At 68.8% G+C, this 26,289-nt stretch carries 28 protein-coding genes; 12 read left to right on the top strand and 16 right to left on the bottom strand.

The annotated features are described in order from the left end of the window. Positions 1 to 188: 188 nt before the first annotated feature. Positions 189 to 2,918 carry an RNA polymerase sigma factor RpoD gene (gene rpoD, locus ACI1V7_RS13800; protein ID WP_404532319.1) on the bottom strand — a complete coding sequence of 910 codons (2,730 nt, stop codon included), beginning with the start codon at positions 2,916 to 2,918 and terminating at the stop codon, positions 189 to 191. Positions 2,919 to 3,544: 626 nt separating this feature from the next. Here rpoD and ACI1V7_RS13795 point away from each other — a divergent pair. From ACI1V7_RS13795 to ACI1V7_RS13775, 5 genes are all read left to right on the top strand, one after another. Beyond that, positions 3,545 to 4,105, top strand: coding sequence for a ProQ/FINO family protein (locus tag ACI1V7_RS13795; RefSeq protein WP_404532318.1), 561 nt, complete (start codon positions 3,545 to 3,547; stop codon positions 4,103 to 4,105). Further along, entirely contained in the window at positions 4,105 to 4,797 is a 693-nt protein-coding gene (locus ACI1V7_RS13790) for a 3'-5' exonuclease (protein ID WP_404532317.1), read from the top strand. The genes ACI1V7_RS13795 and ACI1V7_RS13790 overlap by 1 nt, the downstream gene beginning before the upstream one ends. Before the next feature lie 31 nt (positions 4,798 to 4,828). Continuing rightward, on the top strand, positions 4,829 to 5,206 hold the full coding sequence (locus ACI1V7_RS13785) for a c-type cytochrome (protein ID WP_404532316.1): 378 nt from the start codon (positions 4,829 to 4,831) through the stop codon (positions 5,204 to 5,206). 152 nt (positions 5,207 to 5,358) lie between these two features. Continuing rightward, positions 5,359 to 6,060, top strand: coding sequence for a c-type cytochrome (locus ACI1V7_RS13780; RefSeq protein WP_404532315.1), 702 nt, complete (start codon positions 5,359 to 5,361; stop codon positions 6,058 to 6,060). Continuing rightward, a complete protein-coding gene (locus ACI1V7_RS13775; protein WP_404532314.1) occupies positions 6,057 to 7,325 on the top strand; it encodes a c-type cytochrome in 1,269 nt (422 codons plus the stop codon). The genes ACI1V7_RS13780 and ACI1V7_RS13775 overlap by 4 nt, the downstream gene beginning before the upstream one ends. Before the next feature lie 24 nt (positions 7,326 to 7,349). Here ACI1V7_RS13775 and ACI1V7_RS13770 read toward each other — a convergent pair whose 3' ends face one another. The 7 genes from ACI1V7_RS13770 to ACI1V7_RS13740 all read right to left on the bottom strand — a co-directional run bounded on the left by ACI1V7_RS13770 (position 7,350) and on the right by ACI1V7_RS13740 (position 12,276). Further along, positions 7,350 to 8,471, bottom strand: a complete 1,122-nt coding sequence (locus tag ACI1V7_RS13770) for a type IV pilus twitching motility protein PilT (RefSeq protein WP_404532313.1) — start codon at positions 8,469 to 8,471, stop codon at positions 7,350 to 7,352. Positions 8,472 to 8,553: 82 nt separating this feature from the next. Next, positions 8,554 to 9,027 (bottom strand): DMT family transporter, encoded by a 474-nt coding sequence (locus ACI1V7_RS13765; protein ID WP_404532312.1) that lies wholly within the window; start codon positions 9,025 to 9,027, stop codon positions 8,554 to 8,556. Between the two features lie 102 nt (positions 9,028 to 9,129). Further along, complete coding sequence (locus ACI1V7_RS13760; RefSeq protein ID WP_404532311.1) at positions 9,130 to 9,621, bottom strand: DUF302 domain-containing protein; 492 nt, start codon at positions 9,619 to 9,621, stop codon at positions 9,130 to 9,132. Between the two features lie 97 nt (positions 9,622 to 9,718). Beyond that, positions 9,719 to 10,225, bottom strand: coding sequence for a YbaK/prolyl-tRNA synthetase associated domain-containing protein (locus tag ACI1V7_RS13755; protein ID WP_404532310.1), 507 nt, complete (start codon positions 10,223 to 10,225; stop codon positions 9,719 to 9,721). Between the two features lie 15 nt (positions 10,226 to 10,240). After that, the gene (locus ACI1V7_RS13750) at positions 10,241 to 10,885 is read right to left on the bottom strand and encodes an HAD family hydrolase (protein WP_404532309.1); all 645 of its coding nucleotides are present in this window, start codon (positions 10,883 to 10,885) and stop codon (positions 10,241 to 10,243) included. A gap of 19 nt (positions 10,886 to 10,904) precedes the next feature. Beyond that, positions 10,905 to 11,873: a threo-3-hydroxy-L-aspartate ammonia-lyase gene (locus ACI1V7_RS13745; RefSeq protein ID WP_404532308.1), complete on the bottom strand. Its 969-nt coding sequence runs from the start codon at positions 11,871 to 11,873 to the stop codon at positions 10,905 to 10,907. A 76-nt stretch (positions 11,874 to 11,949) separates the two neighbouring features. Beyond that, a complete protein-coding gene (locus ACI1V7_RS13740) occupies positions 11,950 to 12,276 on the bottom strand; it encodes a YciI family protein (RefSeq protein WP_404532307.1) in 327 nt (108 codons plus the stop codon). 212 nt (positions 12,277 to 12,488) lie between these two features. On the opposite strand from ACI1V7_RS13740, the gene ACI1V7_RS13735 reads away from it, so the two are divergent. After that, the gene (locus ACI1V7_RS13735) at positions 12,489 to 13,256 is read left to right on the top strand and encodes a head GIN domain-containing protein (RefSeq protein WP_404532306.1); all 768 of its coding nucleotides are present in this window, start codon (positions 12,489 to 12,491) and stop codon (positions 13,254 to 13,256) included. A gap of 57 nt (positions 13,257 to 13,313) precedes the next feature. Here the strand turns inward: ACI1V7_RS13735 and ACI1V7_RS13730 are convergent, their stop codons facing one another. The 3 genes from ACI1V7_RS13730 to purU all read right to left on the bottom strand — a co-directional run bounded on the left by ACI1V7_RS13730 (position 13,314) and on the right by purU (position 15,352). Then, complete coding sequence (locus ACI1V7_RS13730; RefSeq protein ID WP_404532305.1) at positions 13,314 to 13,778, bottom strand: copper chaperone PCu(A)C; 465 nt, start codon at positions 13,776 to 13,778, stop codon at positions 13,314 to 13,316. A gap of 133 nt (positions 13,779 to 13,911) precedes the next feature. Further along, the gene (locus tag ACI1V7_RS13725) at positions 13,912 to 14,454 is read right to left on the bottom strand and encodes a YaeQ family protein (RefSeq protein ID WP_404532304.1); all 543 of its coding nucleotides are present in this window, start codon (positions 14,452 to 14,454) and stop codon (positions 13,912 to 13,914) included. Between the two features lie 28 nt (positions 14,455 to 14,482). Continuing rightward, a complete protein-coding gene (gene purU / locus ACI1V7_RS13720) occupies positions 14,483 to 15,352 on the bottom strand; it encodes a formyltetrahydrofolate deformylase (RefSeq protein WP_404532303.1) in 870 nt (289 codons plus the stop codon). Positions 15,353 to 15,576: 224 nt separating this feature from the next. On the opposite strand from purU, the gene ACI1V7_RS13715 reads away from it, so the two are divergent. The 6 genes from ACI1V7_RS13715 (at position 15,577) to ACI1V7_RS13690 (ending at position 22,249) form a co-directional block, all read left to right on the top strand. Then, positions 15,577 to 15,912: a KGG domain-containing protein gene (locus tag ACI1V7_RS13715; protein ID WP_404532302.1), complete on the top strand. Its 336-nt coding sequence runs from the start codon at positions 15,577 to 15,579 to the stop codon at positions 15,910 to 15,912. 72 nt (positions 15,913 to 15,984) lie between these two features. Next, positions 15,985 to 16,503, top strand: coding sequence for a M48 metallopeptidase family protein (locus tag ACI1V7_RS13710; protein WP_404532301.1), 519 nt, complete (start codon positions 15,985 to 15,987; stop codon positions 16,501 to 16,503). A 218-nt stretch (positions 16,504 to 16,721) separates the two neighbouring features. Then, positions 16,722 to 17,960 (top strand): hypothetical protein, encoded by a 1,239-nt coding sequence (locus tag ACI1V7_RS13705; protein WP_404532300.1) that lies wholly within the window; start codon positions 16,722 to 16,724, stop codon positions 17,958 to 17,960. A gap of 1 nt (position 17,961) precedes the next feature. Next, positions 17,962 to 18,411 carry a type 2 periplasmic-binding domain-containing protein gene (locus tag ACI1V7_RS13700; protein ID WP_404532299.1) on the top strand — a complete coding sequence of 150 codons (450 nt, stop codon included), beginning with the start codon at positions 17,962 to 17,964 and terminating at the stop codon, positions 18,409 to 18,411. Then, positions 18,411 to 21,152 carry a bifunctional diguanylate cyclase/phosphodiesterase gene (locus tag ACI1V7_RS13695; RefSeq protein WP_404532298.1) on the top strand — a complete coding sequence of 914 codons (2,742 nt, stop codon included), beginning with the start codon at positions 18,411 to 18,413 and terminating at the stop codon, positions 21,150 to 21,152. The genes ACI1V7_RS13700 and ACI1V7_RS13695 overlap by 1 nt, the downstream gene beginning before the upstream one ends. A gap of 8 nt (positions 21,153 to 21,160) precedes the next feature. Continuing rightward, the gene (locus ACI1V7_RS13690) at positions 21,161 to 22,249 is read left to right on the top strand and encodes a diguanylate cyclase (RefSeq protein ID WP_404532297.1); all 1,089 of its coding nucleotides are present in this window, start codon (positions 21,161 to 21,163) and stop codon (positions 22,247 to 22,249) included. Between the two features lies 1 nt (position 22,250). On the opposite strand, the gene ACI1V7_RS13685 is transcribed toward ACI1V7_RS13690, so the two are convergent. The 5 genes from ACI1V7_RS13685 to ACI1V7_RS13665 all read right to left on the bottom strand — a co-directional run bounded on the left by ACI1V7_RS13685 (position 22,251) and on the right by ACI1V7_RS13665 (position 26,199). Next, positions 22,251 to 22,805, bottom strand: a complete 555-nt coding sequence (locus ACI1V7_RS13685; RefSeq protein WP_404532296.1) for an LOG family protein — start codon at positions 22,803 to 22,805, stop codon at positions 22,251 to 22,253. Between the two features lie 12 nt (positions 22,806 to 22,817). Beyond that, positions 22,818 to 23,501, bottom strand: coding sequence for a TetR/AcrR family transcriptional regulator (locus ACI1V7_RS13680; protein WP_404532295.1), 684 nt, complete (start codon positions 23,499 to 23,501; stop codon positions 22,818 to 22,820). A gap of 154 nt (positions 23,502 to 23,655) precedes the next feature. Further along, on the bottom strand, positions 23,656 to 24,417 hold the full coding sequence (locus ACI1V7_RS13675; RefSeq protein WP_404532294.1) for a response regulator: 762 nt from the start codon (positions 24,415 to 24,417) through the stop codon (positions 23,656 to 23,658). Positions 24,418 to 24,484: 67 nt separating this feature from the next. Continuing rightward, positions 24,485 to 25,447, bottom strand: coding sequence for an alpha/beta hydrolase (locus tag ACI1V7_RS13670; RefSeq protein ID WP_404532293.1), 963 nt, complete (start codon positions 25,445 to 25,447; stop codon positions 24,485 to 24,487). After that, entirely contained in the window at positions 25,444 to 26,199 is a 756-nt protein-coding gene (locus tag ACI1V7_RS13665) for an RNA methyltransferase (RefSeq protein WP_404532292.1), read from the bottom strand. Before ACI1V7_RS13665 ends, ACI1V7_RS13670 begins: the two co-directional genes overlap by 4 nt. Positions 26,200 to 26,289 lie beyond the last annotated feature (90 nt).

The raw sequence follows: 26,289 nt of genomic DNA, 5'->3' as shown, positions 1-26,289 counted from the left end.
ACGGATTCTCTCCAAAAATCACGCATTGCACGGTTTTGGACAAAATACCCAAGTCCTTGTTATATAAGAAATTATTAGTGAGAATCATTCTCGCGACGGCGCAGTAGGGCACGCGCGGCTGGACGGCGCGAAAAAAAACTCCCCGGCCGTTTCCGGTCCGGGGAGTCGTCAATATCGGCGCTTTGCGCTTACTGGTTCTGCAGGAAGGTCTTGAGCTTGTCCGAACGCGAAGGCTGGCGCAGCTTGCTCATCGCCTTGGCTTCGATCTGGCGGATACGCTCGCGGGTCACGTCGAACTGCTTGCCCACTTCTTCCAGCGTGTGGTCGTTCGACATCTCGACGCCGTAGCGCATGCGCAGCACCTTGGCTTCGCGCGGGGTCAGCGAATCGAGCACTTCCTTGATCACGCCGCGCATCGAGGCGTGCATCGCCGCTTCCAGCGGTGCCAGGGTGGCGTTGTCCTCGATGAAGTCGCCCAGCTGCGAATCGCCGTCCTCGCCCATCGGGGTCTCCATGGAGATCGGCTCCTTGGCGATCTTCATGATCTCGCGCACTTTCGATTCCGGCATCTCCATCTTGGCCGCCAGCGTCGCCATGTCCGGCTCGCTGCCGGTTTCCTGCATGATCTGGCGCGAGATGCGATTCATCTTGTTGATGGTCTCGATCATGTGCACCGGCACGCGGATGGTACGGGCCATGTCGGCGATCGAACGGGTGATCGCCTGGCGGATCCACCAGGTCGCGTAGGTCGAGAATTTATAGCCGCGGCGGTACTCGAACTTGTCCACGGCCTTCAGCAGGCCGATATTGCCTTCCTGGATCAGGTCGAGGAATTGCAGGCCGCGGTTGATGTACTTCTTCGCGATGGAGATCACCAGGCGCAAATTGGCGACCGTCATTTCGCGCTTCGCGGTACGGGCACGCTTTTCGCCGGCAGCCATCTGCTTGTTGATCTTGCGCAGGTCGGCCAGCGGCAGCGCGACGCGTGCCTGCAGGTCGATCATGCGCTGCTGCAGTTCCTGGATCGCCGGCGCGTTACGGCCCAGCACGGCGCTGTACGGGTAGGCGCAATCGACTTCGCGCTGCACCCACTGCAGGTCCGTCTCGTTGCCCGGGAAGACCTTGATGAAGTGGGCGCGCGGCATGCCGCAACGGTTCACGCAGATGTCCAGCACGGCGCGCTCGATCGAGCGCACTTCGTCCATCTGGCCGCGCAGCGTGTCGCACAGCTTTTCCACGACCTTGGCCGTGAAGCGGATGCCCAGCAGCTCGTTCGAGATCACGGCCTGCGCGTCCTCGTAGGCCTCGGAGCCGTAGCCCTGGTTCTTGAAGGCGTGGCCCATCTTGTCGAACTGCTTTTCGATGACGGCGAATTTTTCCAGCGCATTCTTGCGCAGCGCGGCCAGCTGCTCGGCCGAGTAACCGGCGGCGGCGCTGCCGCCCGATTCGCCCTCTTCCTCTTCGTCCTCGACGTCTTCCTCGTCCTCGTCGTCATCCGACGCGGCGGCGGCGGGCGCCGGGGCGGCTTCGTTCAGGTCGACGAAGCCGTCGACCACGTCGTCGATCTTCAGTTCGTCGGACGCGATCTTGTGCGACAGCGCGATGATTTCCGAGATCGTCACCGGGCAGGCCGAGATCGCCTGCACCATGTCCTTGAGGCCTTCCTCGATGCGCTTGGCGATGGCGATCTCGCCTTCGCGCGTCAGCAGCGAGACGGCGCCCATCTCGCGCATGTACATGCGCACGGGGTCCGTGGTGCGGCCGAAGTCCGAGTCGACGGTCGACAGCGCGGTCGCGGCGGCGGCCTCGACCTCGTCCTCGGACGTCGGGGTGACGACGGCATCCGACAGCAGCATCATTTCCGCTTCCGGGGCGCGCTCGTAGACGGCGATGCCCATGTCGTTGAAGGTCGCGATGATGCCTTCGATCGCTTCCGGATCGATGATGTTTTCCGGCAGGTGGTCGTTGATCTCCGCATGGGTCAGGTAGCCGCGCTCCTTGCCCATGTTGATCAGGTTCTTCAGCTGCGTGCGGCGCTTTTCCAGTTCCTCGTTCGAGAAGCCCTCTTCGCCGCCCAGCATGGCCGGCGTACCCTTGGCCTTGCGCTCGCGCAGCTTCGACGCCGCCTTCAGTTCGGCGCGCTCGACGGCGTTCAGCGCCGCGATCTCGTCGTTCTCGGGCACGAATTCGCTCGGCTTGCGGCCGCGGCGGCCCGGCACCTTCACCTGCGGCAGCAGGTAGCCGGACGTGTCGATGGCGGCCAGTGCGGCCGCATCGGTGGTGGTGCTGACGGAACCGACGGCGGCCGGCACGGCTTGCGGCGCGTTCGCGCCCGGCTCCACGCGGCGCGCGGTGCGGGTGCGCACGACGCGCGGCGCCGGCGCGGCTTCCTCGGCCGGCTCGGCGGCGGGAGCGGCCGCCACTGCGGGGGCGGCGGCTGCCGGCGCGGCTTCCTCGGCCGCGGCCTTCAGCGCGGCCAGTTTCGAGACGCGCTTGCGCACGATCACCGGCGGCGCGCTCGGCGCGGCCGCGGTCGGGATGTAGCCGCCGTCGTCGCCCGCGTCGCCCGCGTCGGCCTCGGCCGCCACGGCGGCCGGCTCCACTGGCACGGCTGACAGCGCAGCCGCCGGTTCCGCCACGTCGGACGCGACCGCGGCGGCCACGGCTTCCGCCTCGACGGCGCCCGCAACGGCGGCGTTTTCGACGGCATCGGCCGGGAGCTGCTGCGCCTGCGCTTCTTCGGCCTGGGCCGCCTTCAGCGATGCCAGGCGCGAACGCGTCTTGACCACCGTGACCTTGGCCGCCGCTTCCGTTTCGAGGAAATACGAGGTCGCGGTTTTCGGCACCGACAGCTGCGCCGTGCCCGTGGCGGCCGGCTTCTTCGCTGTCAGAGTCAACGTCTTGGCGGTGTTTTTCATGTAGCTTTCTCCAGTCGAGGCGAGATGCGCGCCTGCGAAGTCAAAGATCCACCCGGCCTGCGTCGCAAGCCTGGAGGAAGTAATAAGGGAAGGGCCCTAACTAGGGGCGGACCTACCGGATATCAAGCATCCCTGCTAGCGCCGCTGTCCGGTCGGCGCTCGGCACGGCAGGCCGGACGATCCGGGGCGTGCACGCAACGGGACGGACAACAGGACGGCAAGGGTTCGATATCGCGGTTTAGCATGTCGGAACGAAAAAAAGCCCGTCAGACAACGGGCTTGAAATCTATTTTTCCAAGGGAGAAATAGAGGAGACAGGCACATTATGCACTAGGGAAAGATTTAGTGATAATTGAAATATTCGATAATGGATATATATTTCACGTATATCCGCCTGTCGTCCGACCCCTGGCCGGTCTGCGTCGGCGCAAGCCCGACGCAACAAAAGAGGCGGATCATACACGATTTCTTGCCTCCGCGCCGCCGCCCCGCACTTTTTGGGTGCGTGTCCGCTGCGCTCCGTCAAAGCGAAATCGCGCGGAAAAAACGATGCCCGACACCGCTCGGCGGCGCGCTATCCCCTCTGCCATGCTATCCTTCCGCTTCCTGCTCTTACCATGAAGTCAATGAACACGATTAGTACCGCCGCCGAACCTTCCCAGGCCACCGAAGACAGCACCGCCAACGCCGCTCCCGCACCCGTCGAGGGCGCGGCCGGCGCGGACCAGGCCGCAAGCGGCGACACGAGCGCGGACACCGCGTCCGCCCCCGCTGCCGGCGCGAGCGCCGACGCGCAGTCGCCGCGCGCCCTGCTCAAGCAGCTGCAGCAGCAATTCAAGGCCTTCCGCGATTGCCTGCCGCTGGCCATCGGCATCGACAAGCAGGTGCTGGCACGCATGCCGAACCTGAACCGCAAGGTGATGCGCGCCGCGCTGGGCATCCACACGGGCTCCATGCGCTACCTGCGCGCGATGGAAAAGGCCACCGTGCGCTTCGACCTGGACGGCAACCCGGGCGCCGAAGTCACCGACACCCACCGCCTGCACGCCAAGGAATTGCTGCAGCAGCGCTTCAAGAAGGAAGCCGAGCGCAAGAAGGCCGAGCGCGACGCCGCCGTCCAGGCCGAGGCCGACCGCAAGCGCCAGGAAAAGCTGCAGCAGCTCGCCTCCAAGTTCGCCAAGCGCTGATGGACGAGGCCGAGGACAACGCCCTCCCTCCCTACGCAGGCATCCAGCTGGCCGACGTGCGCCTCGTGCGCACGCGCCAGGACGCCGAGGCGGCCATGGCCGCCCTGAGCGCCGCGGACGCGGTCGGCTTCGACACCGAATCGAAGCCCACCTTCCAGAAAGGCGAAGTCTCGACCGGGCCGCACCTCGTTCAGCTCGCCACCGACGACCACGCCTACCTGTTCCAGATCGGCATGGCGCGCCACGCCCCTGCGGCCGAGGGCGCGCCGGATCCGCTGGCGGCCATTCCCGGCATCGACGTGCTGCGCGCCGTGCTGGAATCGCCCGCGATCCTGAAGGCGGGTTTCGGCCTGGGCGACGACCTGCGGCGCCTGCGCGCCAAGCTCGGCATCGAAACCGTGAACGTGGTCGACCTGGCCACGGCCCTGCGCCGCGGCGAGCGCAATGCCTGGGGCGCGAAGACGGCCGTCGAGCGCTTCTTCGGCCAGCGCCTGCAGAAGTCGCGCAAGATCACCACGACCAACTGGGCCTTGCCGCGCCTGTCCGAAAAACAGATCCTGTACGCGGCCGACGACGCCCACGTGGCCCTGCGCATCTATCGCCACTGGCGCGCCAACCCACCGCCACCGCTGCCGCCCCGTCACAACCCAGGCGGACCGCGGCGCGCGGCCCAGCCCAAAGCCCAGGGCTGAAGGCGGCACCCGCCCGGCCTATAATGCCGGGATGCGCGCTTTCCCCTCGTCCTTCCTGCTGGCCGCCGCGGTGGCCTTGCAGGGTTGTTCCCCATCCGGCCCCGTCGACGGCGCCACCGCCTTCCAGAAATGCGCGTCCTGCCATGCGGTGGGCCCGAACGCCCACGGCGGCTTCGGCCCGCAATTGAACGGCCTGTTCGGCCGCCGCGCCGGCACGACGCCCGACTATGCCTACTCCGACGCGATGAAGCGCTCGGACATCGTGTGGAACGATGCCACGCTGGCCGCCTTCCTGCGCGACCCGCACCAGGTAGTCCCCGGCACGAGGATGCGCTTCTGGGGCATCGGCAACGAACGCGAGATCGCCGCCCTGCTGGCCCACCTGCGCACCTTCCAGGACGTCCGCTAGCGCCCCCTCCCTTCGTCCCCTCCTTTTGCCCTGGCAAAGGATTGCGTAAAAGTCAAATCAACGGGGTATGATGCTGCGGTAAAGCTTTTCCTCCACCAGGGAATTCCATGCGCGCTTTGCCCCGCACTTTGCCCCGCACTTTGCCCCGCACTTTGCCACTCATCTGGCTGCTGCTGTCCGCCCCGGCCACTTGCGCCGTGCCCGACACCACGGCCCAGCGACTGGCCGCCTGCACGTCCTGCCACGGCAGCGGGAACGCCGACGGGGCCGCCGCCAATCCCGGCACGGGCGAGCGCCGCTACTACCCGCGCATCGCCGGCAAGCCGGCCGGCTACCTGTTCAACCAGCTCGTCAACTTCCGCGAGGGGCGGCGCCAGTATCCGCTGATGACGTGGATGGTGGACCACCTGTCGGACGACTACCTGCGCGAGATCGCGACGTATTTCTCCGGCCAGCACCTGCCGGCGCCCGTGCTGCCGCGCGCCAGCCTGCCGGCGGCGGAGCTGGAACGGGGACGCCAGCTCGTCACCGCCGGCGACCCGGCATTGAGAATCCCGGCATGCATCGCCTGCCACGGCGAACGCCTGACGGGCGCCCTGCCGGCGATCCCGGGCCTCGTCGGCCTGCCGCGCGACTATATCAACGCCCAGCTCGGCGCCTGGCGCAACGGCAGCCGCCGCGCCCATGCGCCGGACTGCATGGCGGCGATCGCGTCACGGCTGTCGCTGTCCGACGTGGCCGCCGTGTCGGGCTGGCTGGCGAGCGAACCGCTGCCAGGGGACCCGGCGCCGTCCGCCACGCCCGCGCGCCCGCTGCCGCTGGCCTGCGGCAGCGCGCCGGAGGGCCGGCCATGAAGCGCATCGGCCTCGCCTTGCTGGCCCTCGTGCTGCTCGTCACGGTCATCGTCGCCGCCGCCTGGCCGCGCGCCCAGTTCGTGCCGGCCGCCTCGCCCGACGCCTGGGCCCCGACGCCCGCCAACATCGCGCGCGGCGCCTACCTCGCCCGGGTCGGCGACTGCATGGCCTGCCACACGGCACGGGGCGGCGCGGCCTATGCCGGCGGCCGCGCGCTCGACACGCCGTTCGGCCGCGTGCTCTCGCCCAACATCACGCCCGATGCGGCGACGGGCATCGGCGCCTGGAGCGCGGACGACTTCTGGCAGGCGCTGCACAACGGCATCGGCCGCGGCGGCCGCCTGCTGTATCCGGCCTTCCCCTACCCCGACTACACGCGCGTCACGCGCGCCGACGCCGACGCGCTGTTCGCCTACCTGCGCAGCCTGCCCCCGGTGCGCCAGGCCAACCGCCCGCACGCACTGCGCTTCCCCTACGACCGCCAGCTCGCGCTGGCCGGCTGGCGCCTGCTGTACTTCCGTCCGGCCGTACACCAGCCCGACGGCAGGCGCCCGGCCGACTGGAACCGCGGCGCCTACCTGGTCGAGGGCCTGGGCCATTGCGGCGCCTGCCACAGCGCGCGCAATCGCATGGGCGCGAGCGGCAAGGACCTGGCCGGCGGACTGATTCCCACCATCGGCTGGTACGCGCCCTCGCTCACGTCGAACGCGGAAGCGGGCCTGGGACACTGGGAAACGGAGCACGTGGTGCAGCTGCTGCGCACGGGCGTGTCGCCGCGCGGCGCCGTGTTCGGGCCGATGGCCGACGTCGTGCAGCACAGCCTGCAGTACCTCACGCAGGAGGATGCGACGGCGATGGCCGTGTACCTGAAGTCGCTGCCGTCCGAAGTCCGGCCCAAGTCCGGCACTGCGGCGGCGCCGCCCGAATCCGTGACCAGGCTGGGACGGGCGCTGTACGAGAAGCACTGCGCCGATTGCCACGGCGCCGACGGCCGCGGCAATGGGCTCGCCTATCCGCCGCTGGCCGGCAACGGCGCCCTGACGATGGCCGAACCCGTCAACGCCATCCGCATCGTGCTCAACGGCGGCTTCGCGCCGGCCACCTCGGGCAATCCGCGCCCCTACGGCATGCCGCCGTACAGCCCCGTGTTGAGCGATGCCGAGGTGGCGGCCGTCGTCAGCTACGTGCGCAGCAGCTGGGGCAATGGGGCGGGCGTCGTGACGCCGGCGCAGGTGAACCGCTACCGTCCCGTGCCGCTGGACTGAGGCCGGACCGCGGCGGGCGCCGCGTCACACCATTTCGGCGAACCCGATCCGGTCCGTGGTCGCCGCGCGCGCTTCCTCGACGCCGACCTGGTGCGTCGCCAGCAGGTGTTCCAGCATGCTGTTCATCGTGTGGCAGCCCGGGTGGCTGCCCGTGTTCATGTGCGCGCGGATGGCGCCCAGGTCGCCCTGCTCGATCATCTCGGCCACGGCCGGGCTCAGGCTCAGGCACTCGGTGGCCAGGTGGTAGCGGTTGCCCTGCCGGGACGGCAGCAGCGCCTGGCACAGCACGCCGCGCAGCGCGTGCGCGAGGGCCTGGCCCTGGGCGTCGGAATTGCCGAGCAGGCGCAGCATCTTCTGCAGGCCCAGCTCGGTGGAGCGGGCGTGCAGCGTGGCCAGCACCAGCGGGCCCGATTCGGCCAGCGCCAGCGCTTCCTGCGCCGTCTGGGCATCGCGGATCTCGCCGATGACGATGACGTCCGGACGCTCGCGCAGCGCATCCAGCGCGCCCAGGTAATAGCTCTCGACGTCGCCGTCGACGCCCACTTCGCGCTGCGTGATGATGCACTTGCGCTGCGGGATCAGGGTCTCGACCGGGTCTTCGATGGTGATGATGTGGCCGGAGCGCTGCCTGTTGATCTCGTCGAGGATGGAGGCGATGGTGGTCGACTTGCCCTGGCAGGTGTCGCCGATGATCAGCACCAGGCCGCTCGTCAGGCGCGCGAATTCCTGCTCGTCCTGGTGCAGGCCCAGTTCGGACAGCGCCAGCGGCTCCTTCGGGAAGCGGCGGATCACGCAGCCGAGGCGCTTCCTGCCCTGGAAGTGGAAGCAGTTGGCGCGGATGCGCGCCGTGTGCAGGTCGATCGAGCGGTCGAAGGCGCGCTCGGCGATGCGCTCGGACCAGTTCGGCTCGATGACGTCGAAGAATTCTTCCAGCTCTTCCTTGGTGATCGGCGAATCCGTCACCGCCACCAGCCCCTTCGGCTGGCGCAGCATCAGGGGACTGTTCTGGTGGATGATGATGTCCGAGAACACCAGCTTCGAATTCAGCAGGTGCAGGATCTGCTCGACCAGGGTGCCGAACACCGGGTGGTCTTCGTTCTCGATGTACGAGAGGGTGGGAATCTGCGAGGACTGGTGGTATTCCATCGGTGGCGTCAATGCATGGACAACAATGCATTAATTATAAAACCACCTGCCATTAAAAATTCCAGTCGGAAATACTTTTTCTTCAGCGTTGCAACAGCTGGGCGACGCGGTCGCCGAACAGCGCCATGGCCACGCCGGCGATCATCACGACGGCCCCCGCCAGGCGCATCGGCGTCACCTTGCGCATCGCCACGTTGACGAGGCCGAAATGGTCGATCGCCATCGACGTCAGCAACTGCCCCGCGATCACCAGCACGACCATGTTCAGGATGCCGATGCGCGGCACCAGCACGACGGTGCAGAAGATGAAGGCGGCGCCCAGCAAGCCGCCGGAAAATTTCCACAGCGGCTGTTGCGGCAAGGCCGCGAGGGCGTCGGGCAAGCCACCGCGGGCGAACGCGATGACGGCCAGCACGCAGGTGCCGCACAGGAAGGACACGAGGGCCGCGACGACGGAATTGGCGCCGACGGCGGCCGCCATCTGGCTATTGATGGCGGCCTGGAAGGAAACGGCGATGCCGGCCGCGAAGGCGACGGCGAACAACAGGACATTCATGCGCTACGACACCGGCCCACGGCCGGGATTCACCAAAAGAGTGCGCGATTGTAGCAAACCGGTGCATGCGCGGCGACACCCCAGCCGTATCGGCGCCGTCCCTCAGGAAGCGGCAGCCTCCAGCGCATCGGCCAGGTCCTTGTCCAGCTGGCGCGCGACGGCGTCCACGCGCTCGTCGCCGAACTGGCCGAACACGGATACGGGGCGGTCGTACTCGAACACTGTCCCGCCCATGCCGTCGTCGCGCAGCAGCACGCGGATGGGCGCGTACAGCCCGGCGGACAGCTCGTGCCGCGTCATGCGCGAGGCCGTCAGCGGGTTGCCGATGTCGTACTGGATGGCGCGGCGCTGCTGGCCCACCGTGCCGAGCAGCGCGCCGTGGTCGCGCATGCCGAATACGGTCAGCGCCGGCAAGGCCTCCAGTTCGCGCAGCGCGCGGTCGTGCTCGCCGTAGCGCAGCAGCGTGAAAATGCCGTCGTCGATGCGCGGCACGGTGCGTTCGAGCTTGTCCTTGACGGACTCGAAGGGCCGGGAAGACCGGATCGTGACGTGCTCGACGGCGATGCGGTCGATGTGGCGGCTGGTGGTGCTCATGGCGGTGCTCCTTTCGTGGACGGGCAATGTTTTATGATGATCGTCATATTGATGGACATCGTAATACAAAACGCCGCGCCCCGCACCGCACCTTCGGTCAGCGCTGCCGGAGCGTCAGCAGCCGCGGCGCGGCGATGCGCAGGTAGTCCTGCGTATCGAGCACCATCGAGGCATCCAGCCGGCCCGCATTGAAGGCGATCTCGCCGTAGCGTTCGAACAATTCCGGATCAGCCGCCAGCACCAGGTCCGGGTGGAAGGAGAACGGCGGAATGGCGCCCAGCACGCAGCCCGTCAGTTCCATGATCTCGCCGGGGCTCATCAGGCTGGCCTTGCGTGCGCCGAAGGCGGCGGCCAGCGCGGCCAGGTCGAGCTGGCGGTCGGCCGCGAGCACGGCCAGCACGTGGAGCGCCGGCGCATCCGGCACCTTCAGCTTGCACGCCATGGCCTTGGCGCCCTGCCCGACCTCCGTGCCGCGGATGCGCGCGACTTCCTCGGACTTGCCGGCGGCCGCGTGTTCGATCACGCGGTAGCGCGCGCCTTCGCGCGCCAGCAGCGCGACCAGTTTTTCGTACGTGGGAGTGGGCAGGTTCGCGGTATCGTCCATGGTTCGTCGCAAGGTCTAGGTGGCGGCCAGCAGGCCGTCGAGTTCGCGCTCGAGCGCGTGGTGGGAATCGACGACGCGCCAGGCGCCGGTAAACGGGTAATCCTTCAACAGGTCGCTGCGCAGCGCGATGCAGCGCAGGCCGGCCGCGCTGGCCGCCGCCACGCCGCGCGGCGAGTCCTCGACGGCGATGCATTCGCCGGCATCAAGGCCGAGCCGGCGCAAGGCATGCAGGTAGGGATCCGGATGGGGCTTGGGCCGCATGCCCTCCTCGCGCGCGAACACCCGGCCGATATGGCGCAGCACGCCGCCATGGCGGTGCGCCAGCGCGATGTGCTCGGCGTACGAGGCGGTGACGATGCTCATCTCCACGCGCGGCGCCAGGCGCGCCAGCATCGCTTCCACGCCGGGAAAGCACAGCGGCGCCGTGGCTTGTTCCAGCAGTTGCGCGTAGCGGGCGTCGCGCGCGCGCCGGGCCGCGGGAACCTCGGCGGGCGGCAGCAGGTGCCAGGCGCCGCGCGCGTCTTCCAGGTACCAGGCGACGTAGTCCGCGTGCGACAGCACGATGCCGTGGTCCGCCAGCACGGCGCGGTTGGCGTCGAAGAACAGGCGCTCCGTATCGGACAGGACGCCGTCGTTATCCCACAGGATCGCCTTCAGCATGCCGGATCAGCGAGCCAACTCATCGGGCCAAATAAGCGGCGAACGCCGCCAGGTCGACGTTGCCGCCGCTGACGAGGATGCCGACCCGCTTGCCCTTCAGCTGGTCCCCCATGCGGCGCGCGGCGGCGAAGCCCAGGCAGCCGGTGGGCTCGACGACGATCTTCATGCGCTCGGCAAAGAAGCGCATGCAATCGACCAGCTCGTCGTCGCTGGCCGTCAGGATGTCGTCGACGTCGCGCCGGATGATCGGGAAGGTCAGCTGGCCCAGGTGCTGGGTCTGGGCGCCGTCGGCGATGGTCCTGGGCGTGTCGATGTGGACGATGGCGCCGGAGCGGAACGATTGCTGGCCGTCGTTGCCCGCTTCCGGCTCGACGCCGTACAGCTTCGTATGCGGCGACAGCGCGCGCGTGGCCAGCGCGGAGCCGGACAGCAGGCCGCCGCCGCCCAGGCAGACGAAGAAGGCGTCCAGCGGGCCGACCTCCTCGAACAATTCCTTGGCGGCCGTGCCCTGGCCGGCGATCACGTCCGGGTGGTCGTAGGGCGGGATCAGCGTGAGGCCGTGCTTCTCGGCCAGGTCGCGGCCGATCTGTTCGCGGTCTTCCGTGTAGCGGTCGTAGGTGACGACGTTGCCGCCATAGCCCCTGGTCGCGGCGACCTTGGCGGCCGGCGCGTCCTGCGGCATGACGATGGTGGCCGGCATGCCCAGCAGCCGGGCCGCCAGCGCGATCGCCTGCGCGTGGTTGCCGGACGAGAAGGCGACGACGCCGGCGCGGCGCTGCTCGGGGGTGAAGCGGGCCAGCGCATTGCAGGCGCCGCGGAACTTGAAGGCGCCCATGCGCTGCAGGTTCTCGCACTTGAAAAACAGCTCGGCGCCGAACAATGCGTTGGCGGTGCGCGAGGTCAGGACCGGGGTGCGGTTGGCGATGCCGGCGATGCGGTCCGCGGCGGCGGCGACGTCGGCATAGGTCGGCGGCTGGAGCGTGCTCATGGTGGTTCCTTCTGATGGCTGGCGACGAATCGTCGAGACAGCCATTTTAGCCGCGTCCGCTACCGGGAAGGAAGGCTCATGGGGGAGCGGCGCCGGGCTCCTCCGCCAGGCGCGCGATCTCGACCGAGCCGCCCTCGTCGAAGATGGGACAGGCCTCGGCCAGCGCGACGGCCGCGTTGAAATCCGCCGCCTGGACGACGGCATAGCCGGACAGCGAATTGGTCGATTCCTTCGGTCCCAGCAGCCGGCTCGGCACCTCGACGGCGGCCGCGGCCAGGCTGCCGCGGTCGACCACGGCATCGCCCAGGCGCGCGAACCAGTCGCGCCAGCGCTCGGGCGCGCGCGGCGGCGCATCCTTGGAACCGTCGGCGCCGCCACGGTAAACGATCAGGAACCGGTCCATGCTGCCCTCCGCGAGGATTGATCCGGAGGCCACCTTAGCAGAAGCGCGGCAGCGCCGCCGCACCGCTGGGCCCCGCCCCCGCTCGACCCGACTGCATGCATTCCAGCCCGCGCCCGCTGCAGTTCGTCGCAAAGCGCTCGCGGCGGCGCGGCGGCCTGGCTAGGATGCCACCATCGCATCCCGACAACCACAACCATACGGAGGATTACGCCATGACCGCCAACACCACCACCAGCCGCCGCCGCCTCCTGATCGGCGCCTGCGCCCTCGCCTGCGCCATCGCCACGCCGCAGGCCGACGCCTGGGGCTGGGGCAGCGAGACGGTGACGGGCAGCGGTCCGGTGACGCGCCAGGAACGCGCGCCCGGCCACTTCACGGGCCTGTCGATGTCGCTGGCCGGCGACGTCCAGGTACGTACGGGCAACACGGAAAGCGTGTCGATCGAGACCGAGGGCAACCTGCTGCCCCTGATCGAGACGGTGGTCGAGGACGGCACGCTGAAGATCCGCACGAAGCGCGACACCAACGTGCGCACGCGCCACCTGAAGATCGTCGTGCAGACGCGCGGCCTGGACCGCGTCACGCTGGGCGGCTCGGCCGACATCGACATCGACACCATGCGCGGCCAGCGCCTGCGCTTCGACATCGGCGGCTCCGGCGAGATCAAGGTCGGGCGCGTCGAGGGCGAGGACCTGTCCGTCAACCTGGGCGGCAGCGGCGAACTGGAGATCAGGGACGGCAGCGCGCGCAACCTGCGCGCTTCCATCGCCGGGTCGGGCGACGTCGACATGGCCCGCGTGCGCGTGGACAGCGCCAGCGTGTCGGTGGTCGGCTCCGGCGATACGAAATTGTGGGTGCGCGACGCGCTGCGCCTGTCCGTGGCCGGCTCGGGCGACGTCGAATACTACGGCGACCCGAAGGTCAGCACCTCGGTGGCCGGTTCGGGCAGCGCGCGCCGCATCGGGTCGGCGCCGAACTGACGATGCAGCACCAGGGTCAGGGCCCGTCGGCGAGCAATGCCGGCCCTGACGCCGACCTCAATGCGCCGCGCCGGCCGGCTTGTAGGTCAGCGGCTTGACGGGCACCTGCACCGCCACGCTCTCGCGCTTGCCGGCGGCATCCTGCACCGTCAGCGTGAGCGGCACCTGCTCCCCTTCCTTGAGCTGGCGCTGCAGGTCGAACATCATGATGTGGTAGCCGCCCGAGGCCAGGTCGACGGGGCGGCCGGCCGGCAGGTCGAGGCCGTCGATCGCGCGCATGCGCATGGTCTGGCCCTGCATCGCCATCTCGTGGATCTCGACGCGGCCCGCCACGGGGCTCTTGACCTCGACCAGGCGCGCGGCCTTGGCCGACTTGAGCTGCATGAACGCGCCCGTCGTCTTCTGGGTCGGGACGGTGGCGCGGATCCACGGTTCCGTTACGCTGACCTGGGCCAGCGCGGCACTGGAGACGAGGCTGGCGGCGGCCAGGGCGAGGAGGCGGGGCAGGAAGCGAGGGGTCATCGTGTTATCCGTCAAAAGAAATCACCGTCGCCCCTGCGCAGGCAGGGGCCCAATTTTGCACGCGTTGCGGCAGCGCTGGAAAAATTGGTCCCTGCCTTCGCAGGGACGACGCACATCTGCAGTATATCCCTTGTCAGGTCTGCCCCATCAGCACCTCGCGCTCGACCATGACGGTCTCGGTCCCGTCGGTCAGCCACACCTGGCCGTCCTGGATCGTGCACTGCAGCTGCATGCTGCGCTGGGCCAGTTTCTCCAGCTGGGCGCTGGTCGCGGCCGGGATGTTGATGACGCTGATCTTGCGGTTGCGGTCGATCTTGCTGGCCAGGCCCTTGAACCAGATGTCGCTGGTGGCGCTGTAGCTGTACACGATCACGCGCTCGGCGCGGCCGGCGGCCTTCAGCAGGCGGCGTTCGTCGGGCTGGCCGACCTCGATCCAGGTCTGGATGGCGCCGGTCAGGTCCTTCAGCCACAGGGCCGGCTCCTCGACGTCGAACAGGTCCTTGCCGAACGCGAGCGCCGGGTCGGCGTGCAGGGCGAAGGCGAGCAGGCGGATCATCACCCGCTCGTCCGTTTCCGAAGGGTGGCGCGCAATGGTGAGCGCGTGCTCCTGGTAGTAATTGCGGTCCATGTCCGCGATGTTCAGGTCTGCCTTGTAGATCGTTGCTTTCAGGGCCATCGGGTGCTGCCTACTTTCTTTGTCAGGTTCAGCTGAACACGACGGTCTTGTCGCCGTTCAGCAGGATGCGGTGTTCCACGAACCACTTGACCGCGCGCGCCAGCACGACGCTCTCGACGTCGCGCCCGATCGCCGTCAATTCCTCGGGGCGCATGGCGTGGTCGACGCGTTCGACGTCCTGCTCGATGATCGGGCCTTCGTCCAGGTCGCCGGTGACGAAATGGGCGGTGGCGCCGATCAGCTTGACCCCGCGCCGGTGGGCCTGGGCATACGGGCGCGCGCCCTTGAAGCTGGGCAGGAAGGAATGGTGGATGTTGATCGCCCTGCCCTTCAAGGCTTCGCACAGTCCCGGCGACAGGATCTGCATGTAGCGCGCCAGCACGACCAGGTCGATGCGGTGGGTGTCCAGCAAGTCGATGATGCGCGCCTCCTGGGCGAGCTTGGCCGATTCGCTGGCACCGGCCTCGAGCGGCAAGTGGTGGAAGGGGATATTGTAACTGGCCGCGAGCTGGTAGAAGTCCATGTGGTTCGACACGATGGCCGGAATCTCCACCGGCAGCAGGCCGCTCTTGTAGCGGAACAGCAGGTCGTTCAGGCAATGGCCGATCTTCGACACCATGATCATCACGCGCGGCTTGCGGCCCGCATCGTGCAACTGGCCGGACGCGCCCAGGTCGCCGCACAGGGAGCCGAAGCCGGCGCGCAGCAGTTCATCGGACACGGCGTCATCCTCCAGTGCGAAGTGCACGCGCATGAAGAACAGCTTCGACTCCGGATCGCCGAACTGCGCCGAGTCGATGATGTTGCAGCCGTGCTCGGCCAGGAAGCCCGAGACGCGCAGCACGATGCCGCGGTGGTCCAGGCAGGACAGGGTCAGGATATATTCTGGAGTCGTCATGCGCTCGATGGAGTGGTTGAAGAAGGACAGCCGGATCATTGTCGCACGATGTTGCAGTTTCGGCATTTCAACAACAGCCGCCGCACGGGGGCGCGGACGCGTTTTCGCACAGACGAAAATGTGCGCCGTCCCCGAACTATCGCTCTCCTCGCCTCTCTAAACCCACGAGCGCATCCATGGACGCTCGGTAGGGAAAGTTCACCGACAGGCACAAGGAGATCGATATGGCGACTAGCAAGGAAGGCGGCAAGGGGAACGCCGACTCCGGCGGCAGCGAGCAGAAAAGCCAGCCGGCCAAACGCGGTTTCGCTGCGATGGACCAGAACCAGCAGCGACAAATCGCCAGCAAGGGCGGCCAGGCCGCCCACCAGAAAGGCACGGCGCACGAATTCGATTCGGAGGAAGCGCGCCGCGCGGGCCAGAAAGGCGGCGAGGTGGTCAGCCGCAACCGGGCCCACATGGCCGACATCGGGCGCAAGGGCGGGGAAAGCCGGCAATCGGCCAACCGCGCGGCGGCCGCGGCGAAAGCCAACAACCGCCAGGGCGGCAAGGAGGGTTGACGGAGACAGGGCGCGCACCGGCATGCTACAGTGCGCGTCCTGTCGGCATGCTTTGCTTCCCTTTCCCGTTTCATGTCTTCTTCCCACGTCCAGCTGAAATACCTGAGCGCCTATCCCGCCCACCTGCTGTCCCAGGTCGAACGCCTGGTCGCCGAAGGACGCCTGGCCGACCACCTGCGCCAGCGCTATCCCGCTCCCCACGGGGTCCGCACCGACAAGGCACTGTATGCCTACGTGCAGGACCTGAAGACCGATTACCTGCGCAATGCTGAACCGGTCTCGAAGGTCGCCTACGACAGCAAGATCGGCATCGTCCAGCAGGCGCTGGGCCTGCACACCGCCATCTCGCGCGTCCAGGGCGGCAAGTTGAAGGCCAAGCACGAGATCCGCATCGGCAGCGTGTTCCGCGACGCGCCGCCGGAATTCTTGCGCATGATCGTCGTGCACGAACTGGCCCACCTGAAGGAAAAGGAACACGACAAGGCGTTCTACAAATTGTGCTGCTGGATGGAGCCGCAGTACCACCAGTTCGAGTTCGACGTGCGCCTGTACCTCACCCAGCTGGACATCGACGGCACCCACCTGTGGTAACGACGCCTCAATTGTGACAAGCAGCGTTGCCATCACGCAACAACTGCCAAATTCATCATATTTGTTTCCGTACGGACATCGACATTTGCCGAAACCAGCATTACAGTCGAGCTCCGCGCGATCGCGCACTCGGCCTGCATGATGCGCAGGTGATTTGTCCTGCCCTGCCGGTGTCCTTCCGGATACGGGCGCCACGGCTCGTCCACCAGGAAGCGAACATGCAGCAAACACTACGACGTCCCATTTTGTGTGCCTTCCTGCTCGCGCTCGGCGCGATGGGCGCCGCGCAGGCGCAGGAACGGCCCCTGTGGTCCGTGTCCGGCTTCGGCACGGTCGGCGCCGTCCATGCGAGCGAGCGCCATGCCGATTACACGTCCACGGTCCTGAGGAGCAAGGGCGCCGGCGTCTCGGGCAGCTGGAGCGCCGACGTCGACAGCCGCCTGGGCATGCAGCTCGACCTGAACCTGGACAAGCAGTGGTCGGCGGTGCTGCAGGTGGTCAGCGAACTGGGCCTGGACAACAGCTACAAACCTAAGGTCGAATGGTTCAACGTGAAATACCAGGTCACGCCCGAACTGGCCCTGCGCGCGGGCCGCGTGGCGCTGCCCGTGTTCCTGACGGCCGACTACCGCCGCGTGGGCTATGCCTATCCGTGGGTGCGGCCGCCGGTGGAAAGCTATGGCTTGATCCCGGTGACGAACAGCGACGGCGTCGACGCGACGCTGCACTGGGGCCTGGGCGGCGCGCGCAACACCTCGCAGCTGTTCTACGGCCACGACAACCCGAAGCTGGCAGGTTCGCTGACTGCCTACGCGCGCGGCATCGTCGGCGTCTCGCACGTCAGCGAATGGGGCGCCCTGAGCGTGCGCGCCAGCGCGATCGGGGCCGAGGTGAGCAGCAACCTGGGCGAGCAACTGTTCCGCGGGTTCGACAGTTTCGGCCCAGCCGGCCAGGCCATCAGCCGGCGCTGGGAGATGGACCACAAGCGCATGCGCGTGGCGAGCATCGGCATGAACTACGACCCGGGCGACTGGTTCGTGATGGCCGAGGCGGCACGCCTGAACACGGATTTCTTCTTCAGCTCGACGCGCAGCGGCTACGTGAGCGCCGGCTGGCGCTGGAATGCCTGGACGCCGTATGCCACGCTGGCGAGCGTGCGCGCCACCGGCGCCACGGCCGATCCCGGCCTGCCGCTGGGTGCCTTGCCGCCCCAGGCCGCGCCGCTGGCCGCGGCGCTGAACGGCGGCCTGAATACGCTGCTGTCCTCGATTCCGCAACAGGACACGGCCAGCGCCGGCGTGCGCTGGGACCTGATGCCGAATGCCGCGCTCAAGCTGCAGTACGACCGCGTCACGCCGCGCCATGGCTCGCGCGGCACCCTGATCAACCAGACGCCGGACTTCCGTTCGGACCGGACCGCCCACGTGGTCAGCGTCGCCTTCGACTTCGTGTACTGACATGCGCGCGCCCAAGTTACTCCACCACCTCGGCGCGGCCGTCCTGTGCGCCCTGCTGGCCAATACCGTCCAGGGCAGCGCCCGCGGCGCCGACCTCGTCGTGATCGTCTCGGCCAGGAGCCCCGTCACCGCGCTGCGCCCCGACCAAGTCGCCGCGATCTTCCTCGGCCAGTCGGTGCGCTTCCCCGACGGCATCGAGGCCGTGCCGCTCGACCAGCGCCTCGGCTCGCCGCTGCGCGACGAGTTCTACGCGCGCGTGGCCAACAAGACCCCGGCCCTGCTCAAGGCGCACTGGTCCAAGCTCGTGTTCACCGGGCGCGGCCAGCCGCCGGCCGAGGTGCCCGACAGCGCGGCCGTGCGGCGCCGGGTCGCCGACAACCCGGAGGCGATCGGCTACATCGACCGCAGCGCGCTCGATGCCAGCGTGCGCCCCGTGCTGGTGGTGCAGTGATGGCCGCCGCTCCCACGCCCGGGCAGCGCAGCCTGGCGCGCCGCTTCGGGCGCGCGCTCGAGACGTATATCGCGCTGCCCCTGTTCGCGCTGCTGCCGCTGGCGGCGCTGTGGCTGACCACGTTCCACGTCATCGACGCCGAGCGCCGCGCAGCGGTCGATGCCGCGCGCGACGCGGCGCGCGAACAGGTCGACACCTACGAAGCGCAGATGGCGCGCAACCTGAACGCGATCGACCAGACGCTCAAGGTGGTCAAGTACGCCGTCGAATTGAACGGCGCCCGGGCCGCCCTGCCCGCGCTGCGCGGCCAGGGCCTGCTGCCGCCGGGGCTGGTGTTCCAGGTCAGCGTCGCGGACCGCGACGGCAAGGTCGTCGACAGCAACCCGGCGTCCGGCATGGCCGACGTGGCCGCCGAATCCTGCTTCAAGGCGCAACAGCGCGAGGAAGGCGGCGACCCCTGCGTCAGCCAGACCCGCGGCGAGCCGGCCGCCGTGCAGGCCGGCCGTGCCGAAGCGCACCTGCGCTTCACGCGCCGCATCAACGACGGCTACGGCCGCTTTGCCGGGATCGCCATCGTCGAAGTCGATCCGGCCTATTTCACCAGTTCCTACGAGCGCTCGCGCGAAGGCGAGCTGGGCCTGCTGGCGCTGGTCGGCAGCGACGGCGTGGCGCGCGCGCTGCGCATCGGCGAGCAGGTCTCCTGGGGCCAGCGCATCGCGCTGACGAGCTTCGGCGAGCAGGTCACCCTGCCGCATCCGACCGCGCCGGACAACGTGGCGCGCTATGCCAGCGTGCGCCGCCTGCACGGTTTTCCCCTGAGCGTGGTGGTCGGCCTGGCCGAGCGCGAGCAGATGGCGCAGTACCAGCAGCACCGCCGCAACTACCTGGCGGCGGCATGGGCCGGCAGTGCCCTGCTGGTGGCGCTGGTGGCCATGATCAGCGCCTGGTCCTGGCAGCTGGCCAAGGCGCGCCGGCGCGAACGGCGCGCCCAGGAAACCTATGCGGCGGCGTCGGAAGCGAGCCTGGATGCCGTGTTCGTGCTGCGCACCGTGGCCGGCCCCGACGGCGCCATCGCCGACTTCCTCGTCGAGCACACCAACAGCCGCGCCGAGCAGCTCACCGGCATCGCCAAGAACGCGATGATCGGCCGCATGCTGGGCGCGCTGATGCCCTTCTACCGCACCAACGGCATGTTCGAGCAGCTGCTGCGGGTGGTCGCCGAGGGCAAGGTAATGGAAACCGAGTGGCAGGCCCAGACCGGTCCCGCGGCCGGCCACTGGCTGCAGCGCCAGTTCGTGCCGGTCGAGGGCGGCGCCGTGGCCATGGTGCGCGACATCACGGAGCGCAAGCGCACCGAGGAACGCATCCGCCACATGGCCCACCACGACGAATTGACGGGCCTGCCGAACCGCAGCCTGATCCGCGACCGCCTGGACGAGGCGATCCGCAACGCCCAGCGCGCCGACGGCCGCCTGGCGCTGGTATTCGTCGACCTGGACGGCTTCAAGCTCGTCAACGACGGCCTGGGCCACAACGCCGGCGACGAGCTGCTGCAGGTCGTGGGCGGACGGATGCAGGCCTGCCTGCGCCGCACCGACACGCTGGGCCGCATGGGCGGCGACGAATTCGTGATCCTGCTGCCCGACGTGCAGGACAACCCGCTGGCGCTCACGCCGCTGCTGGAAAAGATCCGCCAGGCCGTCACCGAGCCGGTGCAGATCGGCGAGCAGGCCGTGCGGGTCAGCTGCAGCATGGGCGTGGTGAGCTACCCGCGCGACGGCGCCGACCCCAAGACCCTCATGATGAACGCCGACGCGGCCATGTACCGCGCCAAGGAGCTGGGCAGCAACAACTTCCAGTTCTACACGCGCGAGATGAATGCCAGCGTGGAGGAAAAGCTGGTCCTGCTGGAAGGCATGCGCAAGGCGATGGAGGCGACGCTGCTGTATTCGGGCATGGCGCAGCCGCCCAGCACGCCGGCCGGCAGCTTCCACCTGCTGTACCAGCCCAAGGTGGACCTGCACACGGGCCGCCTGTTCGGCGTCGAGGCCCTGATCCGCTGGCGCCATCCGGAACACGGGCTGGTGCCGCCGCCGCGCTTCATCGGCCTGGCCGAGGAATCGGGCCTGATCGTCGCCCTGGGCGAATGGGTCGTGCGCACCGCCTGCCGCCAGGCCCAGGCCTGGGCCGCGGCCGGCCTCGATGCGCTGACGGTGTCCGTCAACGTGTCGGCGCGCCAGTTCGAGGAAGCGCGCCTGGTCGAACGCATCGCCGGCGCGCTGCACGATTCCGGCCTGCCGCCGTCGGCGCTCGAGCTGGAAGTGACGGAAAGCCTCCTGATGCGCGATTTGAGCGGGGCCGTCGATCGCATGCGCGAACTGAAGGCGATGGGCGTGTCGCTGTCGATCGACGACTTCGGCACCGGCTACTCGAGCCTGTCGGCCCTGAAGTCCTTCCCGATCGGCACCCTCAAGATCGACAAGTCCTTCGTGCGCGACCTGGCCCATGACGCGGACGACCAGGCCATCGCGCTGGCCGTGATCTCGCTGGGCCACCGCCTCGGCCTGCGCGTGATCGCCGAAGGCGTGGAGACCGAGGAGCAGCGCGACTTCCTGCGCGCGCACGGCTGCGACGAAATGCAGGGCTACCTGTTCAGCCCCCCGGTGCCGCCGGAACGCATCGCCGAGATGCTGAGCGCCCAGCGGCGCCAGCCGCGCGCCCACGCCGCGCTGGCGGAATGAGGCCTGCCATGCGCTTCGTCGACCTGGTCTTCGGCCTCGATCCGCGCATGCGCCGCATGCTGCGCTACTGGGTCGCCACCGCCTGCCTGTACGCCTTCTTCGCGCTATTGATGCTGCTGTACTCGACCACGGGCCTGGTGTCGCGCGACAGCCTGCTGCCGCTGGCCGCCTACACCGTCGCGACGGTGGTGGTGTCGTATGCGCTGATCCGCGGCAGCGCGCGCCTGGGGCTGGCCCCGACCACGCTCGCCACGCTCCAGGGCCTGCTGGGGATCGGCTGCAACGTCTGGGCGTATTCGATCGCCGGACCGCTGCGCGGCGCGACGCTGATGGGACTGATGGTGGTGGTCGTGTTCTGCACCTTCGCGCTGGGGCCCGGACAGACGCTGCGCCTGGCCGTCGTCGGCCTGGCCGGCCTGGGCGCCACCATGTACTGGCACCAGGCCCACGACCCGTGGCACTACCCGCCCGAAGTCGAGGCGGTGACCTTCGCCATCATGGCCGCCTGCTCGCTGGCGGTGACCTTCCTCACCGGCGAGATGAGCAAGCTGCGCGCGCGCCTGACGCACCAAAAGGCGGAGCTGGAAAAGGCGCTGGGCACGATCCGCACGCTCGCCACGGTCGACGACCTGACGGGCCTGGCCAACCGCCGCCACATGAACGAGGCGCTGGGACGCGAGCAGCGGCGCGCGCCGGGCGGGCGTCCGACCTGCGTCGCCCTGCTCGACATCGACCACTTCAAGCGCATCAACGACCTGCACGGCCATGCAGCCGGCGACGCCGTGCTGCGCCTGTTCGCGCGCACGGCGCGCGCGCGCCTGCGCGACACCGACATGCTGGCGCGCTGGGGCGGCGAGGAATTCCTGCTGATGCTGCCCGATACCGACCCGATCGACGCGGCCGCCCTGCTCGAGCGCATGCGCGCCGACGTCGCCGCCGTCACGCTGCCGGACATCGACCCGACGCTGCGCATCACCTTTTCCGCCGGCCTGGCCACGCGCCGCGGCAGCGAGGCGCTGACCGACACCGTCAACCGCGCCGACAAGGTGCTGTACCAGGCCAAGGCGGCCGGCCGCAACCGGGTGGTCGCGGCCTGACTCAGGCCTTCGCGTTCGTCCCCGCGCGCAGGCGCGCGATCAGCGCATCCGGGTCGGCATCCGTCTGCAGCAGCGCCGCATGGGCGGGACGCACGAAGCCCTGCTCCACCATGTGGCCGACGAAACTCACCAGGCCGTCATAGAAGCCGGCCACGTTGAGCAGGCCGATGGGCTTGGCGTGGATCCCCAGCTGGGCCCAGGTGACCATCTCGAACAGCTCTTCCAGCGTGCCCATCCCGCCAGGCATGGCGATGAAGCCTTCGGCCAGCTCCGCCATCATCGCCTTGCGCTCGTGCATGTCCTTCACGACGAACAGGCGCGTGAGGCCCGCGTGGCCCACCTCGCGTTCGACCAGCGCCTTCGGGATCACGCCGGTCGCTTCGCCGCCCAGGCGCAGCACTTCGTCCGCGATCACGCCCATCAGGCCCACCTTGCCGCCGCCGTAGACGAGGGCGATATTGTGTTCGACGAGGGCGCGCGCCAGCGCGCGGGCGGCGTCGGCATAGCGGGGATCGGCGCCGGGATTGGCGCCGCAGTAGACGGCGATCGATTTCATGGGGGTCCTTGCTTATTCCTGCCCGGCCTGGGCCGGCATTTTCTTGAGGTAGTCGTCCGACAGGCGCTCGAACAGCGCGTGTGTCTCGCCGCGCAGGTAGGGGCCCACCATCGACAGCACCTGGTAGCAGCCGCGCGCCAGCGCGTCGGCGATGGCCTGCTGCTCGCTGTACTTGCGCGGGTTGCGCACGTATTCGTAGGACAGCCAGTAGGTGGCGACGACCACCATGTTCGTGGCCATGGCGCCGATCTGGGCGTCGCTGGCTTCCAGCGACCCTTCGCTGCGCAGGTCTTCGCACAACTGGCGCGCCACCTTGATCTTGTGCGCCAGGATCGCCTTGAAGTGCAGTTCCAGCTTGCGGTTGCGCGACAGCAGGTCGTTCAGGTCGCGGTAGAAGAAGCGGTACTTCCAGATCAGTTCGAACATCAGGTGCAGATAGGTCCACACGTCCTGCATGTTCGAGCGGCGCCCGGCCGGCACCGTCAGGATGCGCTCGATCTCGGCCTCGAACTGCACGAAGATCGAATTGACGATGTCGTCCTTGTTGCGGAAGTGGTAATACAGGTTCCCCGGAGAGATGTTCATCTCTTCGGCGATCACCGTGGTGGTGATGTTCGGTTCGCCGAACTCGTTGAACAACCGGAGCGACAGCTCGAGGATGCGTTCGCGGGTCCGGCGCGGCGCTTTTTGTTGCATGGGTGGGTGCCTGGGTGGAGTCACCCGCAAGGATAACATCGACCGGCCCCCGCCACCACCTGGAGCGCCTGACAACACCCTCATGGCGGCGTTGCATCGTCTCGCCGTACAACGCGTGCTGTCTTCGACGATGCGCCTTGCCATGAGGGTGTTGTCAGGTGCTCCTCATGATGGCGCGCTGCCGCTGCAGCAGGAAGGCCTCGCGCACCGCGCCGCGCAGGGCCGCGGCGTCCCAGGGCTTGGCATAGGCGCGGTCGACCACGCCCGTGGCCTCGGCCTGCTCGATCGCCGCGCGGTCCGTCTCTCCCGACAGGATCAGGCGCGCGCAGGCCGGGTGCGCGGCCCGCACGCGCGCCAGCAGCGCCGTCCCCGCCAGGTCCGGCATGTTCTGGTCGGACAGCACCACGTCCATGCGCCGCCGCGCCAGCAGCGCCAGCGCCTCGCCCGCCGAACGCGCCGTCAGCAGGCGGTAGCGCGCATCGGCCAGCACGTCGGCGAGCACGTCCAGCATGAAGGCGTCGTCGTCGACCACCAGCAGGTTGCCGTCCGGGCCGGGCAGCACGGCCTCGATCTCGGCGCCGAAGCGCTCCGGATCGTCCGCTCCGCCGGCGCAGGCATCGAAGCCGGCGCGCAGCAGCGCCGCGCGTTCGCCCGGATGGCGGTCAGCGGCGCCGAGCGCCACCAGCGACATGTCGAGGCAGGCGCGGTCCGCGCGCAGCAGTAGCGCCAGCGCGCCGGCGCCCAGGTCCGGCAACCGCAGGCTGCAGGCGACCAGGTCGGGCCGGCGCGCGCTGGCAAGCTCCAGGCCGTCGATGCCGCCCGTGGCTTCGAGCACCTCGTGGCCGCGCGCGCGCAGCTGCCAGGCCATCAGCACGCGGCTGGGCGGGTGGTGGTCGACGAGGAGGATGCGTGCCATGCGGGTTCCGGGAACAGGAGTCTTCCCGGCCAACTGTAACATGACACACGAAAAGAAGTAACAATGTTTACACTGCTGTCGTGCTGGGCGCCGGCGCCCGCAGGGCCGCCAGTTCGCGCATCACCTCGCCCAGCACGCGCGGATTGCTGCCCAGCGCCACGTGGCCGATGCCGCCGAAGGCGATGTTGCGGGCGCCCGGCAGGACGCTCGAGGTCTGCGGCGCCACGATATTGTCGTGGTGCGTGTAGATGGAGGTGATCAGGGCGCGGGTCGCCGGGCTTTCGCTTGCCGCCAGCGCGCGCAGCCAGTCGCTGCCCTGCGCTTCCTCGTCGCCGGTGCCGCGACGCATCTGCAGCGCATTGATCCCCGGGCCCAGGTTCGCCAGCGCCGTGCCGTGGTGCGGCGTGCCCAGCGTGATGATCCGCGCCACCTTGCCGCTGCCGTGCGCGCGCACGTAGGCCCGCGCCACCAGTCCGCCCATGCTGTGGCCGACGATCGCCACGCGCGCCGCGCCCGTCGCCGCCAGCAGTTCGCGCACGCGCCGGTCGACGGACGGCACGTAGGCATCGATGTCGCCGCCGACGGGTTCCAGGTCGACGCCGGCATGGCTGATGCCGGCCGCGTCCAGCAGGGGCACCAAGTGCGCCCAGTAGCCCGCGTTGCAGCCGTAGCCGTGCACCAGCAGCACGGGCGGATGCGCGCCGCCGGCATGGATGCGCATGGCGGCGCGCCCGCGCGGCATGTGCCAGTGCGAGACCAGCATGCTGGCCCCGAATTCCTCGGCGAACAGGCGCAGCGCGCCGCGCGCGCCGAGGCGGTGCGCGTCCGGCGTGGCGCTGGCCGCGCGCGCCGCCATGCGGAAGTTGTTCAGGTTGATGAGGAGGCGCGCGAGCGCCACGGCGGCGATGCCGGCCGCCAGCGCCAGCCAGGCCGGCGCGCCGAGCGCCCACGCGATCGCGGCGACAGCGAGCGCCGCCAGCGCCTGCACCAGCAGGATCAGCTGCAGCAGGCGGCGCGCGCTGGCGATCATGGCCGTTCGCGCATCATCTGGCGCGCGATGCCGCGCAGGATGTTGACTTCTTCCGTCTCCAGCCCCGTGCGTGCGAACAGGCGCTTCAGGCGCGGCATCAGCTTCTTCGGATTGTCGGCATTCAGGAAGCCGATCGCCACCAGCGCCTCTTCCAGGTGTGCGTACATGCCCTCCACCTGCGCCATGCTGGCCGCTTCGCCATGGAAGCCGATGCCTTCCTGGGTGCGGTTCTCGCCCTGGGCCGCCAGGCGGCATTCGTAGGCCAGCACCTGGGCCGCCTGCGACAGGTTCAAGGACGCATACTCCGGATTGGCCGGGATGTTGATCAGCACGTTGCAGCCCTCGACGATGTCGTTCGGCAGGCCGACGCGCTCGTTGCCGAGGATGAGGGCCGGGCGCAGGTCCGCGTCCTGCGCCACGTGCGCCGAGAAACCGCGCGGCGCCCACACGGGCGGCGAGAATTCGCGCAGGCGGGCCGAGACGGCGGCGGCGAAATTGCAGCCGTCCAGCGCCTCGCCGATGGTCTGCACGATGCGCGCCCCCTGCAGCACGTCGATGGCGCCGCTGGCAAAGGCGACGGCCTCGGCATCCTGCAGCGGATCGGCGCAGCGTGGCGCCACCAGCACCAGGTCGGAAAAGCCCATCGTCTTCATGGCGCGCGCCACCGAACCGACATTGCCGGCGCGGCTGGTTTCAACTAACACAAAACGCAGGCGTTTGAAAAGAGACGTATCAAGTTCGTTCGGGTTCATTTACAATAGCGGCATCGCGCGGTGACGAGCGTTGAAATCGAGACAAGGCTACAGCAGCCAGGCTCGCGATTTTAACGGCTTCGGCACCGC

Origin of the sequence: Massilia paldalensis, from assembly GCF_044901715.1 — a bacterium.
Classification (GTDB): domain Bacteria; phylum Pseudomonadota; class Gammaproteobacteria; order Burkholderiales; family Burkholderiaceae_D; genus Telluria; species Telluria paldalensis.
Note: the sequence above shows the minus strand (reverse complement) of the source record. Positions and strands in the feature narration are given on the sequence as shown.